We start from the raw sequence: 12,979 nt of genomic DNA, 5'->3' as shown, positions 1-12,979 counted from the left end.
CGCGAGGTCGGCGGGTCGGAGGACCCCTGGGGTGTGGACGTCCTGCCCTACGCCGGACGCCGCCCGGGACCCATGGTGAGGAGTCAGCTCACCCTCACTCTCACCGGTGGTGCCCCATGCGTCTCCTGCTTCGCGGCTGCGTGTTCCTGCTCGTCGTCCTGGTCGGCGTCGTGACCGTCCCGGCCACGACTGCCGCACCGCCGCCCACACCGACGCTCGTCGCCATCCGCGCCGCGCACCACCCGGGCTTCGACCGGATCGTCTACGAGTTCCGCGGAGGGCTCCCCACCAGCCGGCAGGTGAGGTACGTCGACTCGCTGACCGCCGACGGGTCGGGTGAGCCGGTGCGGATCGCCGGCCGCGCGGTCCTCAGCGTGCGGTTCGAGCCGGCGCAGGCCCACGACGCGGACGGCCCCACGGCGGCGGTGCGCAAGGCGTTCGCCCTGCCCAACATCATGACCACGGTGCGTGCCGGCGACTTCGAGGCGGTGACGACGTACGGCATCGGCCTCGCCCGGCGCACGCCCGTCCGGGTCACGACGCTGCGCCACCCGAGCCGGGTCGTGGTCGACGTCGCAGCGGCCTTCCCGACGGTGCAGCGCAAGGTCTACTTCCTGGACCGCGACAACTACGCGGAGGGCCGTCGTCCTTACTTCAGCGCACGACTGCGTCCGGTGCCCGTCCGGACGCCGGCCGTGGGTGTCATGGACCGGCTCTTCGCCGGGCCGCTGCCGGGGGAGAAGGCGGACGGGCTGGAGCTGCTCCGCTCCGGCGCGACGAGCTTCCGGGACCTCCGGATCGCCGACCAGGTGGCCCGGGTCCGGCTGACGGGCGGGTGCAGCAGCGGCGGGTCGACGGTGTCGGTGGCAGGTGAGATCGCCCCCACCTTGAGGCAGTTCCCGACGGTCGACTGGGTCAAGATCTACGACCCCGCGGGCCAGACCGAGACCCCCACCGGCCGTCGCGACTCCATCCCGGAGTGCCTCGAACCCTGACCTGCCCGGACGACAGCAGCCCGTGACCACCAGGTCACGGGCTGCCGGCGTAGCGGGAGGTCAGCGGGTCAGCTGTCCTTGCGCGCCTGCTTCTTGGTCTCGGTGAGCTGCTCGAGGCGCTCGGCGTCGGCGCGGGCGTCGTCGGCGGCCTTCTTCGACGCCTTCGCGTCGTCGAGCTCCGCCTTGGCCTCGCGCTGGGCGGCGGCCTTCTTGTCCTCGGCGCGCTTCTGCTCCGCGGCCTTCTGCTTCTCGACGGCGTCCTTGCGGGCCTGCGCCTTCTTGTCGGCAGCGGCCTTCTTGTCGGCGGCGACCTGCGCGGCCTTCTTCTCGGCCTCGGCCTTGCCCTTGGCCTCGGCGACGTCGGCCTCCTGCAGTCCGGAGGCGGCCTTGTCCTGGGCCTGCTCGCGCTGCTTGGCGGCCTTGCGGCGCGCGGCGGCGGACTTCTTGGAGGCCTCGCGGCGACGCTCGGCGGCCTCGGCCTCGAGCTGGGTGGCGGTCGCGAGCTTGGCCGAGCGCTCCAGGCGCTCGGTGCCGCGCTGGGTCAGCTGCTCGTTGAAGAGCAGCGTGCCGGCCAGCTTGTCGGTGGAGCCGACGACGCGGTCGAAGCCGAGACGCGCGGGGGCGTCGTCGGCGACCCGGCTGCTGAGCCGACGGTCGACGACCGTCAGGGGGAAGCGGGCGATCTCGTAGGGCAGGGCGATCAGGGTCTTGATCATGGGGTGGGTCCTCACTTCTCGGTGTCGGCGCGCAGCTGCGCGGCCTGTACGTCGGCCTGGGCGGCCTCGCGCTCGAGGCGCGCCTTCTCGGCAGCGGCCTGCTGCTCGGTGGCGTCGGCGGAGCGCACCTCGCGCTCCGCGTCCTGCAGGTTCTTCTCGGCGAGCTGCTCGGCGTCGCGCTCGGCCTGGGCGCGCTCGGCGGCGGCGAGCTGCGCGGCGGTGCGCTCGGCGTCGGCGTGCTCGCCCTCGCGGCGGTCCTCGACCTGGGACTCCGCCTTGGCGGCGTCCTTCTGGGCCTCGCCCTGCTCGCGGGCCGCCTCGCGGCTGGTCTCGCGGAGCTCCTGCGAGGCCTCCTCGCGCTTGGCGTCCGCGACGGCCTCGTCGGCAACGGCCTGCTTGCGGTTGGCCGCCTCGGCCTGCTGGAGCTGGCCCTCCTCGACCAGCTCGTCCTTCCCGGTCACGGCTCCGGCCACTTCCTTGGCCTTGCCCTTGACGCTGTCCAGCAGTCCTTCGCGTGCCTGTGCGGCGTTGTCGTTGCTCATGCCTCACCGTGCCCGGTGCGGGAGAGGCCGAGACGAGGGCGCGGTGTGACGTTGGTCCCGTTCAGGCGGCGCGCACGACCCGGTGGACGTCGACGGGGTGCGGCACCCGCGGCCCGTCGTACGCCGGGTCGGTGCGGGCCACGGCCGCGAGGTACTCCCGCACCAGCGGTCGCAACCGCGGGGTGAGCCGGCCCTGCACCGTGAAGTCGAGCACCCGGTCGCTCGCGCCGACGAGGTCGAGGCGCGCCGCCAGGGTGGTGGTGGGCTCGGGGCGCAGACCGGCGTCGGCGAGCCCGCGGGCGACGTCCTCGCTGAACCACTGCCGGTGCCCGGCAACCGGGGGCGCGAGCACGTCGGTGAGCGCGTTGAGCACGCCGCGGGGCCCGCTGAGCACGAGCAGCTCGCCACCCGGCCGCAGCAGGTCGTACGCCGCCCGCAGCGCGGCCGCGACGTCGGGCACGTAGTACATCGAGTGCACGAAGGTGACGACGTCGAACCGACCCGTCAGTCGGGCGTCGGCGAACGTCGCGACCTGCGACTCGGCGCTCAGCGCGTCGCAGCGCAGCCCCGCCATCGCCGCGGCCCAGGAATCCGCGCTGCCGGCCCACGGGTCGACCCCGACGTAGCGGACCGGGCGGGCCGGACGCGCGGCCACGGCCCTCGCGGCGACCCGGACGTCGAGCGCCCCGTCGCCGCAGCCCACCGACAGCACCGAGACCGGGCCGTTGGGACGACCGGCCAGCCGGGAGCACAGGTGGTCGGCGATCAGCGCGCGCTGGTCGGAGCGGGCCTCGAAGGCGGCGTGGTCGCGGGCGTACCCGTCGGGGGCCAGCGCCGGGAGCGGTCCGGCCCCGCGGTGCGCCTCGCGCAGCGCGTCCAGGAGACCGGGCCCGTCGTCCTGCCGCACCTGGGGCACGGGTCCCGGCGAGGGGGTCCGGGTTAGGTTGGTCACTTCCGGGAGTCAAGCACGCGGCCCATCACGGGTGCCGCGATCCGGCGACCGGGTGAGGGGCTCCCATGACCACCGGCGACACCGCCGCACGCAGCCTCGAGCACTGGAGCGAGGCGGGGCGCACCGGCATGGAGGCGTTCTACGCGTTGGCCACCGAGGACTACCGCCAGCTCGCGCTGGCCGCCGACTGGCGCACGTTGCTCGCCGAGCGCGCGCACGAGGGCTGGTCGCTGCTCGACGTCGCCTGCGGCAGCGGCAAGTGGCCCACGGCGCTGCTGCGCCACGCCGACCTGGCCGGGCTGCCCGACCTCGCCTACGACCTGCTCGACCCCTCGGAGTTCTCGGTGCAGGAGGCGAGGGGCGTGCTCCGGCCGCCCTTCGTCGCGCGCCACGAGCTGGTCACGACGCTGCAGGACCTGGCGCCCGAGCACACGGCGTACGACGTCGTCTGGGCCACCCACGCGCTCTACGCCCTGCCCCCGGCCGAGCTGGACGCCGCCGCGGAGCGCTTCGTCGGCGCGATCGCCCCGGGCGGGCTGGGCCTGGTCGCACAGGCCACCGCCACCTCGCACTACCTGGCCTTCTACGACGCGTTCCGCGCCGGCGTCCGCGACGCGACGCCGTACACCACCGCGGAGCAGGTCCGCGACGCCCTCGTCGGCGCCGGGGCCGACGTCCGCGAGCAGCGGGTGCGCTACCGCACCGGCACGAGCGACCGCACCGTCGCGGAGGGCTTCCTGCAACGCTGCGCCTTCGACACCGGGGTGTCGCTGGAGGAGATGGAGGCGGCGCCGGTGCTCGGCGACTACCTCGACTCCTGCCGCGACGCTGCCGGCTCCTACACCTTCGAGCACGAGGCGGCACTGCTGTGGCTGTGAACCCCGACGTCAACGAGCGGCTCCCCGCGCAGAACCGCGAGGGCGGGCTGGAGCAGGACTGGGCGGGCGACGACCAGGACTGGTGGGACTGGTACGTCACGCTCGCCGTCAACGAGCAGGCCCCGACCGAGCTCGTCGAGGGCCCCGGACTGCCGGAGGTCGAGGCGGCCTCCGACGAGCAGCTGGTCCGCGAGCTCGCCGAGCCCTACGACCTGCCGGACGCGGCCGTGGCGTCGTTCGCCCGCGACGCCTTCGTGCGGCTGCCGGGCGTGCTGTCGCCGGCCGTCGTGCGCCGCCTGGCCGAGCGCCTCGAGGAGCTGCTGCGCGCCGAGCACGGCGACGACGTGGCCGGCCGGTTCACGGCACTGGAGCAGATGTGGCTGCACGACGACCTGATGCGCGCGGTCGCGCTCTCGCCGCGCGTCGGAGGGCTGGCGGCGTCGCTGCTGGGCGAGCCCGGCGTACGGCTCTACCACGACAACGCCCTGTCCAAGGAGCCCGGCTGCGGCCGCACGCCGTGGCACCACGACGGCGAGCACTTCCCGCTGCAGACGGTCCAGGCGGTCACCGCGTGGATGCCGATGTCGGCCATCCCCGGCCGGATGGGGCCGCTGTCCTTCGCCCGGGGGCGCGACGTCCGCGAGCAGGTCGCCGACCTCGCCTTCGACAAGGTCGGCACGTCCTACGACGCCGCCGTCGCCGAGCGCTTCGCCGAGCGCGGTGTCGCGGTCGAGTCGCAGCCCTTCGCCGTCGGTGACGTGTCGTTCCACTCGGCGCTGTGCTTCCACACCGCCGGGCCCAACCTGACCACGCAGCCCCGCCGGGCGCTGGCCACGACCTACTTCGCCGATGGCGCCCGCGTCGTGGAGTCGCCCACGCTGATCAGCGGCACCTGGCGCGAGTTCCTCCCCGGCGTGGAGCCGGGCGGGCTCGCCGCCTCCGAGCTCAACCCCGTGGTCGGTGGGCACGCGGGCTGACCCACCGCGCGGACGAACGGTTGTCAGCCCACGCCCGGCGGGACCACAGTGGGCACCACCCCGGACGCGCCGGGACGACCGAGGAGGCCCCATGTCGACCGAGCACCGCCCCGCCCTCGTCCGCGCCACCCTCGCCCTCGAGGACGCGGCCGTCCTCGACGCGCCCGTCCGGGCGCTGCGGCCGCACGTCACGAAGCTCTTCGGCAGCGGGGTGCGCGGCCGGGTCCTGCGCGGCGACTGGCTCGGCCACGCCCTGCACCCGCTGCTCACCGACCTGGTGATGGGCAGCTGGACCTCGGCGACCGTGCTCGACCTCGTCGGCGGCCGCGACGCCGCCGGGTCGGCCCGGACGCTCGTCGCCACGGGGCTGCTCGCGGCCGGCCCGACGGCCTGGACCGGCTGGGCCGAGTGGTCCGGCAGCGGCCCACGCGACCAGCGGGTCGGGCTGGTGCACGCCGGCACCAACGCGGTCGCGATCGGCCTGTACGCCGCGTCCTACCTCGCCCGGCGCCGGGGCGACCACGACACCGGCCGCACCCTCGGCCTCGCGGGTGCCACGGTCTCCGGAGCGGGCGCCTACCTCGGCGGCCACCTCGCCGCGGCCCGGAAGGTCAGCAGCCACCACCCGGCCTACGACGCGGGCTGAGTCAGCGGTCCGTCCGCCCGACGTCGAGCCCGGCGGCGAGCTCGCGGTCGGTCTCCAGGTCGATCCCGGCGCGCTCACGCGCGGCGACCTTGAGCGGCACCAGGTAGCAGCCGTGCCGGGGGAACAGCGCGGTCGTGAAGACCGTGCCGCGGATGCGCACGGTCACCGGCACCTGGCCCCAGTACTCCAGCCCCCTGGCGGCGAGCTTGATGTCCTCGCTCTCCTCGGCCGGGACGCGCAGGAACCAGTACGGCGCCGGGCCGCGCCACTCCACGACCTCACCCACGAACTCGACGTCCACCCGGCGAGTATCACCCGGGACCCGGGAGGATGGAGCCCGACCGCGGCCCGACCCCCGCACCACGACGGCACCACGACCGCACCACGACAGGGAACCCACGTGAGCACCGGCACGACGAGCGTCTTCGCGCTCACCGAGCACCCGGCCAAGGCCGACGCGGCCCTGGTGAGCGCCGACGAGGAGCACTTCGCCGCGATCGGGCGCAGCATCGACGACGCGCTGGCCGACCTCACCGCGCGCCTCGACGAGGCCCGTCGAGCCCCCGGGGGCACCGGCCAGGCGGCGCTGGACCGCGACCAGGAGGTGCACCGGCTGGCGGCCCGGCTGCGCACCGTACGACGCTTCGGCCTCGACCTGTGCCTGGGCCGGATGGTGCCCGCCGACGGCTCCGGGGCGACGTACGTCGGACGCACCGGGCTGACCGACCGGGACGGTCGGCGGCTGCTCGTCGACTGGCGCTCGCCGGCGGCCGAGCCGTTCTTCGGCGCCACCCACGCCGACCCGATGGGGCTGGCCAGCCGGCGGCGCTACCGGTGGGGCAAGGCGCGGATCACCGACTACTGGGACGAGGTGTTCACCCCCGAGGGGCTCGAGGGGCACGCGGCCCTCGACGACCAGTCGGCGTTCGTGGCCAGCCTCGGCAGCAGCCGGTCGACCCGGATGCGCGACGTGCTCGGCACGATCCAGTCCGACCAGGACGCGATCATCCGCGCCGGGTCGCGCGGCACCCTCGTGGTCGACGGCGGGCCGGGCACCGGCAAGACGGTCGTGGCGCTGCACCGCGCGGCGTACCTCCTCTACTCCGACCCGCGGCTGGGCGACCGCCGCGGCGGCGTGCTCGTGGTCGGGCCGAGCCAGCCCTACCTCGCCTACGTCTCCGACGTGCTGCCGAGCCTGGGGGAGGAGGGGGTGCAGACCTGTACGCTGCGCGACCTCGTGCCCGAGGGGGCCTCGGCGCGGGCCGAGACCGACCCGGAGGTGGCGCGGCTCAAGGCGTCGGCCGCGATGGTGGGTGCGCTCGAGCCGGCGGTGCGGTTCCACGAGCAGCCGCCGCGCTCGACGGTGGAGGTCGCGACGCCCTGGGGCGACGTGCGGCTGCGGCCCGCCGACTGGACCGAGGCGTTCGGCGCCCCCGACCCCGGCACGCCGCACAACGAGGCGCGCGACGTGGTGTGGGACGCGCTGGTCGCGATCGTCGCCGACCGGCTCGCCGACACCAGCGAGGAGGAGGTGCCGCCCGACCTGCTCGCCCGGTCGCTGGCGGGCAACCACGAGCTCGTCGACGTCGTCGGCGGCTCCTGGCCGCTGCTGGAGGCCACCGACGTGGTCGGCGACCTGTGGGAGGTGCCGGCGTACCTCCGGCTGTGCGCGCCCTGGCTCGCCCCCGACGAGGTGCGGAGGCTCCAGCGCGAGGACCCGCAGGCCTGGACCACCGCGGACCTGCCGCTGCTCGACGCCGCCCGCCGTCGGCTGGGGGACCCCGAGGACTCCCGCCGCCGGCGGCGCCACGACGCCGTGGTCGCGGCCGAGCGGCTGCGGATGGACCGGGTGGTCGACGAGATGCTCCAGCAGGACGACGACGAGGGTCTGATGGCACAGCTGCGGCAGGACGGCATCCGTGACGCCCTGGTCGACGACGGCGAGCTGCGGCGCGCCGATCCCGACCTGCTGGCGGGACCGTTCGCGCACGTCGTGGTCGACGAGGCCCAGGAGCTCACCGACGCGGAGTGGCAGGGGCTGCTGCAACGCTGCCCGTCGCGCAGCTTCACCGTGGTCGGCGACCGGGCGCAGGCGCGGCACGGCTTCACCGAGTCGTGGTCCCAGCGCCTCGGCCGGGTCGGCATCGACCGGGTCCGGCTGGCCTCGCTGAGCATCAACTACCGCACGCCCGCCGAGGTGATGGCCGAGGCCGAGCCGGTGATCCGCGCGGTGCTGCCCGACGCCAACGTGCCCACGTCGGTGCGCGAGTCCCACCTGCCCGTCGTACGCCGCCCGCTCGCCGACCTCGACGCCGTGCTCGCCGACTGGTTGGACGAGCACCCCGAGGGCACGGCGTGCGTCATCGCCACCGGGCCGACCGGCCCCGACTCGGCGCGCGTCCGGCGGCTGACCCCCGAGCTGGCCAAGGGGCTGGAGTTCGACCTCGTCGTGCTGGTGGACCCCGCGTCGTACGGCGAGGGCATCGAGGGGGCGGTCGACCGCTACGTCGCGATGACCCGCGCCACCCAGCAGCTCGTCGTCCTCGCACCGGCGCCTGACAGGCTGGACGTGTGAGCGACCTTCCCCCCGACGACGACCTGCGACCCGAGGTGCGGTGGGCGACCCACGTCGGTCCCGACTTCCTCGCCCTGCAGCTCCCGCCCGTGCCCGTAGACCGGGACGGCGCGGCCCACGACGCCATGAAGAAGCTGTTCGGGCTGCGCGGGTTCCGTGCGGTCGTGGAGACCGACGAGCTCGACCTGCAGCCCGCCAACGGCTGCCTGCTGACCCGCACCGGCCGCACCCGCGCCGAGCTGCTGCTGCGCCTGGGAGGACAGGACGCCAGCCGGATCCCGCTGCACGGCCTCGACCGCGCCTGGCTCTCCCGGGCCGTGAAGGGGGGCCAGGCCGCGGTGCTGCTCGTCGAGGCCGCGGTGGGACCCGACGGGACCGTCACCCGCGAGGACCTGCGGCGCGACGTGGACGCGGGTGTCGTGCTGGCCGCGCTCGTGCCCGCCGGCGACGCCTGAGGGCGGGGGCGGGCTCGACCTGCCCGGTCGGATGACCGGTCGACCCGGCAGGACGTCGGGCAGCAGTCATCCGGTCCGGTCGTCGACCGCGAGCGAGCCGATCGTCTGGTAGAGCTCGTCGAGCCGCTCGGCCGGGGTGTCCGTCACCGAGGTGCCGATCGCGTAGAAGAGGACCGCGTAGGTCGTGTCGCTGCCCTCGGGGGTCCAGAAGAAGGTCCGCAGGCTGCCGCCGTCGGTGTCGGCCGCGGTGGTGACCATGGTCTTGTCGCGCACCTGCACCTCCTCGACCGTCGCCCCCTCCATGCCCTCGGTGACCGACTCGCCCTCCGCCTGGGCGGTGGTGCCGGCCTTGAACCCGATCGTCATCTCGTAGGTCTCGGCGCCCTCGCCGGACGTCGCCTGCTGGGCGGTCTCGGACTCGTAGCTCTCCGGGAAGCGCCACGTCAGGCGCTGGTCGGTGCCCTCGAACACCACCCCCAGCCTGGGACCGTCGAGCAGGTCCTCGCCCGGGTCGGCCAGGTCCTCGGTCGCGACGGCGTCGCTGCCGGAGGAGGACTCCGAGGGCTCGCTCGACGAGGTCGCCCCGCCGGAGCCGGACGGTTCGTCCGAGCCGGACCCGCAGGCGCCGAGGGCGGCGAGGAGCGCGAGCCCGCACGCGGCCGTGGTCAGCCGACGCGTGTGCATCCGAGACATGCCGTTCCCCCGTGGTGCCGTCCGGTCGTGGCGGTCAAGGTAGCAGCGGCACGGCCCGGCCCGACGCGGTTCGTCCTCGTGGACCGGGAACCGGCCCGGAGGCTAGTGAGGGACCTGCTGCAGCGTCCAGCCGTTGCCGTCGGGGTCCTCGAAGTGGGCGTAGAGCACCCCGCCCAGGTCGTCGACGTCGGAGACCTCCACCTGGCGCTCGAGGAGCGTCCGGCGTACGGCGTCCAGGTCGTCGACCGCGAGGTGCAGCCCCCGCAGCCGCGGGGCGTCGGGGTCGCTGATGCCGACGCCGATCACGATGGAGCAGGCCGACCCGGGCGGGGTCAGCTGCACCACCCGCATGCCGTTGCCGGGCTCGACGTCGTGGTCGAGCCCGAAGCCGACCTGGTCGACGTAGAACGCCGTGGCGACGTCGACGTCGGTGCACGGCAGCGGGATCAGCTCGAGCCGCATCTCCTGGGTCATCCGCGGAGCCCGGCGTCGATCTCCGACAGCGCCTGCGTCAGTCCGACCTGCGGGGCCCAGCCCCACGCGTGGGCGCGGTCGGCCGAGAAGCGTCCCGTCCAGGTCGGGCCGTCCTCCCACACCGGGTCGACGCCGAGGGCGCCGGTGACGGTGCCGAGGTAGTCGCGCTGGGTCGCCCGCTCGCCGGTGACGTTGAGCGGCGTGCAGCCGCCCTCGACGGGACCGGTCGCGGGGTCGGAGCCGCTGGGGATGCGGCCGGCGGCGAGGTCCGCGGCGACGGCGGCGAGGTCGTCGACGTGCACCCACGGGAAGGTGGCGTCGGGGTGGGCGCTGCGGGCGGACTCGTCGTCGCGGACCTGCGCGGGCCGGAGCGTGTTCCACACCGAGGTCTCGCCCGCGCCGAGGATGGCCGGCGGTCGGAGCAGCACCGTGGTGAGGCCGTCGACCTCGGCCAGCGCGCGGTCGGTGGCCAGCTTGGTCACGGGGTAGTCGCCGCCGTCCTCGCCCACCAGCGGCGACTCCTCGTCGACGTCGCCGGCCTCGGGGGAGCGGTCGTAGACGGCCGCGGTCGAGACGTGGACCAGCCGGGTCACCCCGGCGTCCCGGGCGGCCCGGGCCAGGACCGGCGTGCCCTCGACGGCGATGCGGTGCTGGGTCTCGAGGTCGGAGCCCATGGGGTGCACGGTGGTGACCACGGCGTCGGCGCCCTGCACCACCGTCTCGGCGAGGTCGGGGTCGAAGAAGTCGCCGACGTGCTCCTCGACGCCGGCGAGGTCGGGCGCGGTGCCGGCGCGGCGTACGACCGCTCGGACGGAGGCGCCCCGCTCGACGAGGGCCTCGACGGTGCGGGCCCCGACGAGGCCGTTGGCCCCCGTGACGACGACCACGGGGGAGGAGCCAGGGGAGGACGTGGTGCTGCTCGACTCGGTCATGTCCCCAGCCAAGCACGCAGCCCGTCGGGGTGGTCGAGGAGGTTGCGCGGCGACCGTCCCGAGGCTCGACGGGTCACGGACACGGGTCGGCCACGCCGAACTGACGATCAGTTCGTTCCGGCCGGGGGAGCGCGTCACGCTCACCGGCCCGCGCCCTGCTGCGAACTGATCGTCCGTCGGGTCCGCCCCGGGGGGAACGGCCCCGTTCAGTCGGTGAGCGCGGGCAGGACGCGGCCGGTGACCTCGCCCAGGGTGATCCGGCCGCCGAGCGCGCCGGGGGCGCTGGCGCGCAGGACGACCTCGGCGCCGTCGGGGAGGAAGCGCTCGCCGCGGTGCAGCTCGAGCAGCGAGCCGACCTGGTCGGGTGCGTCGCCGGAGATGGTGCCGCTGGCGTAGAGGTCGCCGGTGCGCAGCGAGGCGCCGTTGGCGGTCAGGTGGGCGAGCATCTGCGCGGGCGACCAGTACGTCGCGGCGTACGGCGGGCGGCTGACCACCTCGCCGTCGACCACCACCTCGACGGCCACGTCGTAGCCGGCGGGCTCGGCGACCGCGAGGTGCGCCGGCGGGGGCGGGTCCTGGCCGGGGAGCGGGACGCGGGCGGCCTCGAGCGCGGCGAGCGGGGTGACCCAGCCGCTGATCGAGGTGGCGAAGGACTTGCCGAGGAACGGCCCGAGCGGGCGGTACTCGAAGGCCTGCACGTCACGCGCCGACCAGTCGTTGAGCAGCGTCACGCCGAAGACGTGGTCGCGGAAGGCCGTGGTCGGCACCGGCGTCCCGTGCACCGAGGGGGCCCCGACGACGAAGCCGAGCTCGGCCTCCAGGTCGAGCTCCTCCGTCGGGCCGTACGACGGCCGCTGGCCCCGCGGTCGCCGGACGTCGGTGCCCGAGACGACGACCGTCCCGGCCCGGCCGTGGTAGCCGATCGGCAGCCGCCGCCAGGCCTCGGGGAGCGGGTCGGCGGCGTCGGGGCGGAACAGCCGGCCGACGTTGGTCGCGTGCTGCCGCGAGCAGTAGAAGTCGACGTAGTCGGCGACCTCGAACGGCAGCAGCGCCGCGACGTCGGCGACCGGTGCCAGCAGCGGCTCGACCCGGGCGCGACGGCCCGGGTCGGTCAGCGCCTCGACGACGCTCGCGCGCGTGCTCGCCCACAGCGCGGGGCCCCGGGCGAGGAACGGGCCGAGCGACGGCGCGGCGTGCACGGGGTCACCGGTGAGGCGGCCGAGGTCGAGCACCAGGTCGCCCACCCGGACCCCGACGTACGGCGTCCCGCCCGCCCCGACCACGACGGCCATCGGGAGGTGGTCGACGTCGTGCCCGGACCCGCTCGCGCCCTCGACCCACGAGACCGCCCCGGCCGCGGAGCTCACGGCAGGTCCCGCGCCGCCAGGTCGTCCAGGGCGGCGCCCAGGTCGGGCACCGCGACCGAGACGCACCACCGCCGCGTACGACGCGCGGCGTCCGGGTCGTCGCGGACCCAGGCCACGGCGGCGTCGGCGTCGGTGAGCGCGGCGGCGACCGCGGCCGGTCCGTCGCCGTCGAGCGCGACCCGCACCGCGTGCAGCGCCGTCAGCGCGTCGTCGAGGCCCTCGCCGAGCAGGGCGAGCGGCAGCTCGCGGTCGAGCGCCGCCTCGATCGCGGCGGCGGTCCCCGGGCCGGGTGCGTGGGTGAGCAGCACGCCGAGCTCGCGCGCGGCCAGCTCGTCGAGAGCGCCCAGCCACCCCGCGGTGGGCTCGCCCGTGAGCACCGGCAGCGCGACGTGGACCGCGAGGTCGTCGGGGGCGTCGGTCACGTCGAGCACCTGCACGACGCGTCGCGCGTTGTGGGCGAGGTCGGCCTCGTCGCGCAGGGCGATCTCGATCCGTCGTACGGCGAGGTCGCTGGTCGCCAGCGACCGCAGCGCGGCCTCCAGCATCCCCGCGCCGCCCGTCACGCGCAGGTGCACCGGCAGGTCGCCGCTGCGGAGGTGGGACAGCTCGCGGTCGGTCACCGCGAAGCCCCCGACGGCGTCGCCGAGGTCGCCGCGCCGCAGCGGCGCGTGCGCCCCGAGGGCACGGGCGAGGAGGAGTCCGCGCGGCGGCAGCACCGCCGCGTCGTCGAGCAGGGCGTGGCGCCACGGAGCAGGCATGTTGCGAGGCTAGAGGACG

General features: G+C 75.5%; 15 protein-coding genes. 6 read left to right on the top strand and 9 right to left on the bottom strand.

Annotation, left to right across the window (positions count from 1 at the left end):
* The first annotated feature begins 116 nt into the window (after nt 1–116).
* Complete coding sequence (locus EDD33_RS13960) at nt 117–995, top strand: AMIN-like domain-containing (lipo)protein (protein ID WP_148077098.1); 879 nt, start codon at nt 117–119, stop codon at nt 993–995.
* A gap of 68 nt (nt 996–1,063) precedes the next feature.
* On the opposite strand, the gene EDD33_RS13955 is transcribed toward EDD33_RS13960, so the two are convergent.
* The 3 genes from EDD33_RS13955 to EDD33_RS13945 all read right to left on the bottom strand — a co-directional run bounded on the left by EDD33_RS13955 (nt 1,064) and on the right by EDD33_RS13945 (nt 3,205).
* Nucleotides 1,064–1,711, bottom strand: a complete 648-nt coding sequence (locus EDD33_RS13955; RefSeq protein ID WP_123391573.1) for a hypothetical protein — start codon at nt 1,709–1,711, stop codon at nt 1,064–1,066.
* 11 nt (nt 1,712–1,722) lie between these two features.
* The gene (locus EDD33_RS13950; RefSeq protein ID WP_123391572.1) at nt 1,723–2,253 is read right to left on the bottom strand and encodes a CsbD family protein; all 531 of its coding nucleotides are present in this window, start codon (nt 2,251–2,253) and stop codon (nt 1,723–1,725) included.
* A 61-nt stretch (nt 2,254–2,314) separates the two neighbouring features.
* Nucleotides 2,315–3,205 carry a class I SAM-dependent methyltransferase gene (locus EDD33_RS13945; RefSeq protein WP_123391571.1) on the bottom strand — a complete coding sequence of 297 codons (891 nt, stop codon included), beginning with the start codon at nt 3,203–3,205 and terminating at the stop codon, nt 2,315–2,317.
* Nucleotides 3,206–3,270: 65 nt separating this feature from the next.
* Here EDD33_RS13945 and EDD33_RS13940 point away from each other — a divergent pair, with 65 nt between their 5' ends.
* From EDD33_RS13940 to EDD33_RS13930, 3 genes are all read left to right on the top strand, one after another.
* On the top strand, nt 3,271–4,083 hold the full coding sequence (locus EDD33_RS13940) for a class I SAM-dependent methyltransferase (protein ID WP_123391570.1): 813 nt from the start codon (nt 3,271–3,273) through the stop codon (nt 4,081–4,083).
* Complete coding sequence (locus EDD33_RS13935; protein ID WP_123391569.1) at nt 4,074–5,060, top strand: phytanoyl-CoA dioxygenase family protein; 987 nt, start codon at nt 4,074–4,076, stop codon at nt 5,058–5,060. The genes EDD33_RS13940 and EDD33_RS13935 overlap by 10 nt, the downstream gene beginning before the upstream one ends.
* 91 nt (nt 5,061–5,151) lie before the next feature.
* Nucleotides 5,152–5,706 (top strand): (2Fe-2S)-binding protein, encoded by a 555-nt coding sequence (locus EDD33_RS13930; protein WP_123391568.1) that lies wholly within the window; start codon nt 5,152–5,154, stop codon nt 5,704–5,706.
* A gap of 1 nt (nt 5,707) precedes the next feature.
* On the opposite strand, the gene EDD33_RS13925 is transcribed toward EDD33_RS13930, so the two are convergent.
* Nucleotides 5,708–6,007, bottom strand: coding sequence for a DUF1905 domain-containing protein (locus EDD33_RS13925; protein ID WP_123391566.1), 300 nt, complete (start codon nt 6,005–6,007; stop codon nt 5,708–5,710).
* A gap of 99 nt (nt 6,008–6,106) precedes the next feature.
* Here EDD33_RS13925 and helR point away from each other — a divergent pair, with 99 nt between their 5' ends.
* Both helR and EDD33_RS13915 read left to right on the top strand, forming a co-directional pair.
* Nucleotides 6,107–8,281, top strand: a complete 2,175-nt coding sequence (helR, locus tag EDD33_RS13920) for an RNA polymerase recycling motor ATPase HelR (protein WP_123391564.1) — start codon at nt 6,107–6,109, stop codon at nt 8,279–8,281.
* Complete coding sequence (locus tag EDD33_RS13915) at nt 8,278–8,736, top strand: hypothetical protein (protein WP_123391562.1); 459 nt, start codon at nt 8,278–8,280, stop codon at nt 8,734–8,736. The genes helR and EDD33_RS13915 overlap by 4 nt, the downstream gene beginning before the upstream one ends.
* A gap of 66 nt (nt 8,737–8,802) precedes the next feature.
* Here EDD33_RS13915 and EDD33_RS13910 read toward each other — a convergent pair whose 3' ends face one another.
* The 5 genes from EDD33_RS13910 to EDD33_RS13890 form a co-directional block, all read right to left on the bottom strand.
* Nucleotides 8,803–9,429, bottom strand: coding sequence for a hypothetical protein (locus tag EDD33_RS13910; protein WP_148077097.1), 627 nt, complete (start codon nt 9,427–9,429; stop codon nt 8,803–8,805).
* Between the two features lie 102 nt (nt 9,430–9,531).
* Nucleotides 9,532–9,903 carry a VOC family protein gene (locus EDD33_RS13905; protein WP_211332551.1) on the bottom strand — a complete coding sequence of 124 codons (372 nt, stop codon included), beginning with the start codon at nt 9,901–9,903 and terminating at the stop codon, nt 9,532–9,534.
* A complete protein-coding gene (locus tag EDD33_RS13900) occupies nt 9,900–10,835 on the bottom strand; it encodes an NAD-dependent epimerase/dehydratase family protein (protein ID WP_123391558.1) in 936 nt (311 codons plus the stop codon). The genes EDD33_RS13905 and EDD33_RS13900 overlap by 4 nt, the downstream gene beginning before the upstream one ends.
* Before the next feature lie 206 nt (nt 10,836–11,041).
* Nucleotides 11,042–12,202: a fumarylacetoacetate hydrolase family protein gene (locus EDD33_RS13895; RefSeq protein ID WP_246003518.1), complete on the bottom strand. Its 1,161-nt coding sequence runs from the start codon at nt 12,200–12,202 to the stop codon at nt 11,042–11,044.
* Nucleotides 12,199–12,960, bottom strand: coding sequence for a hypothetical protein (locus tag EDD33_RS13890; protein WP_148077096.1), 762 nt, complete (start codon nt 12,958–12,960; stop codon nt 12,199–12,201). The genes EDD33_RS13895 and EDD33_RS13890 overlap by 4 nt, the downstream gene beginning before the upstream one ends.
* Nucleotides 12,961–12,979 lie beyond the last annotated feature (19 nt).

Origin of the sequence: Nocardioides aurantiacus (assembly GCF_003752505.1) — a bacterium.
Classification (GTDB): Bacteria; Actinomycetota; Actinomycetes; order Propionibacteriales; family Nocardioidaceae; genus Marmoricola; species Marmoricola aurantiacus.
The sequence above is the reverse complement of the archived record's forward strand: the minus strand, read 5'-3'. Positions and strand labels throughout refer to the sequence as shown.

Bases quoted from the DNA above. Each gene is read 5' to 3' on its own strand.
- EDD33_RS13890 (WP_148077096.1), bottom strand. From the start codon at position 12,960: ATGCCTGCTCCGTGGCGCCACGCCCTGCTCGACGACGCGGCGGTGCTG.
- EDD33_RS13960 (WP_148077098.1), top strand. From the start codon at position 117: ATGCGTCTCCTGCTTCGCGGCTGCGTGTTCCTGCTCGTCGTCCTGGTC.
- EDD33_RS13910 (WP_148077097.1), bottom strand. From the start codon at position 9,429: ATGTCTCGGATGCACACGCGTCGGCTGACCACGGCCGCGTGCGGGCTC.
- EDD33_RS13900 (WP_123391558.1), bottom strand. From the start codon at position 10,835: ATGACCGAGTCGAGCAGCACCACGTCCTCCCCTGGCTCCTCCCCCGTG.
- EDD33_RS13940 (WP_123391570.1), top strand. From the start codon at position 3,271: ATGACCACCGGCGACACCGCCGCACGCAGCCTCGAGCACTGGAGCGAG.
- EDD33_RS13950 (WP_123391572.1), bottom strand. From the start codon at position 2,253: ATGAGCAACGACAACGCCGCACAGGCACGCGAAGGACTGCTGGACAGC.
- EDD33_RS13930 (WP_123391568.1), top strand. From the start codon at position 5,152: ATGTCGACCGAGCACCGCCCCGCCCTCGTCCGCGCCACCCTCGCCCTC.
- EDD33_RS13905 (WP_211332551.1), bottom strand. From the start codon at position 9,903: ATGACCCAGGAGATGCGGCTCGAGCTGATCCCGCTGCCGTGCACCGAC.
- EDD33_RS13955 (WP_123391573.1), bottom strand. From the start codon at position 1,711: ATGATCAAGACCCTGATCGCCCTGCCCTACGAGATCGCCCGCTTCCCC.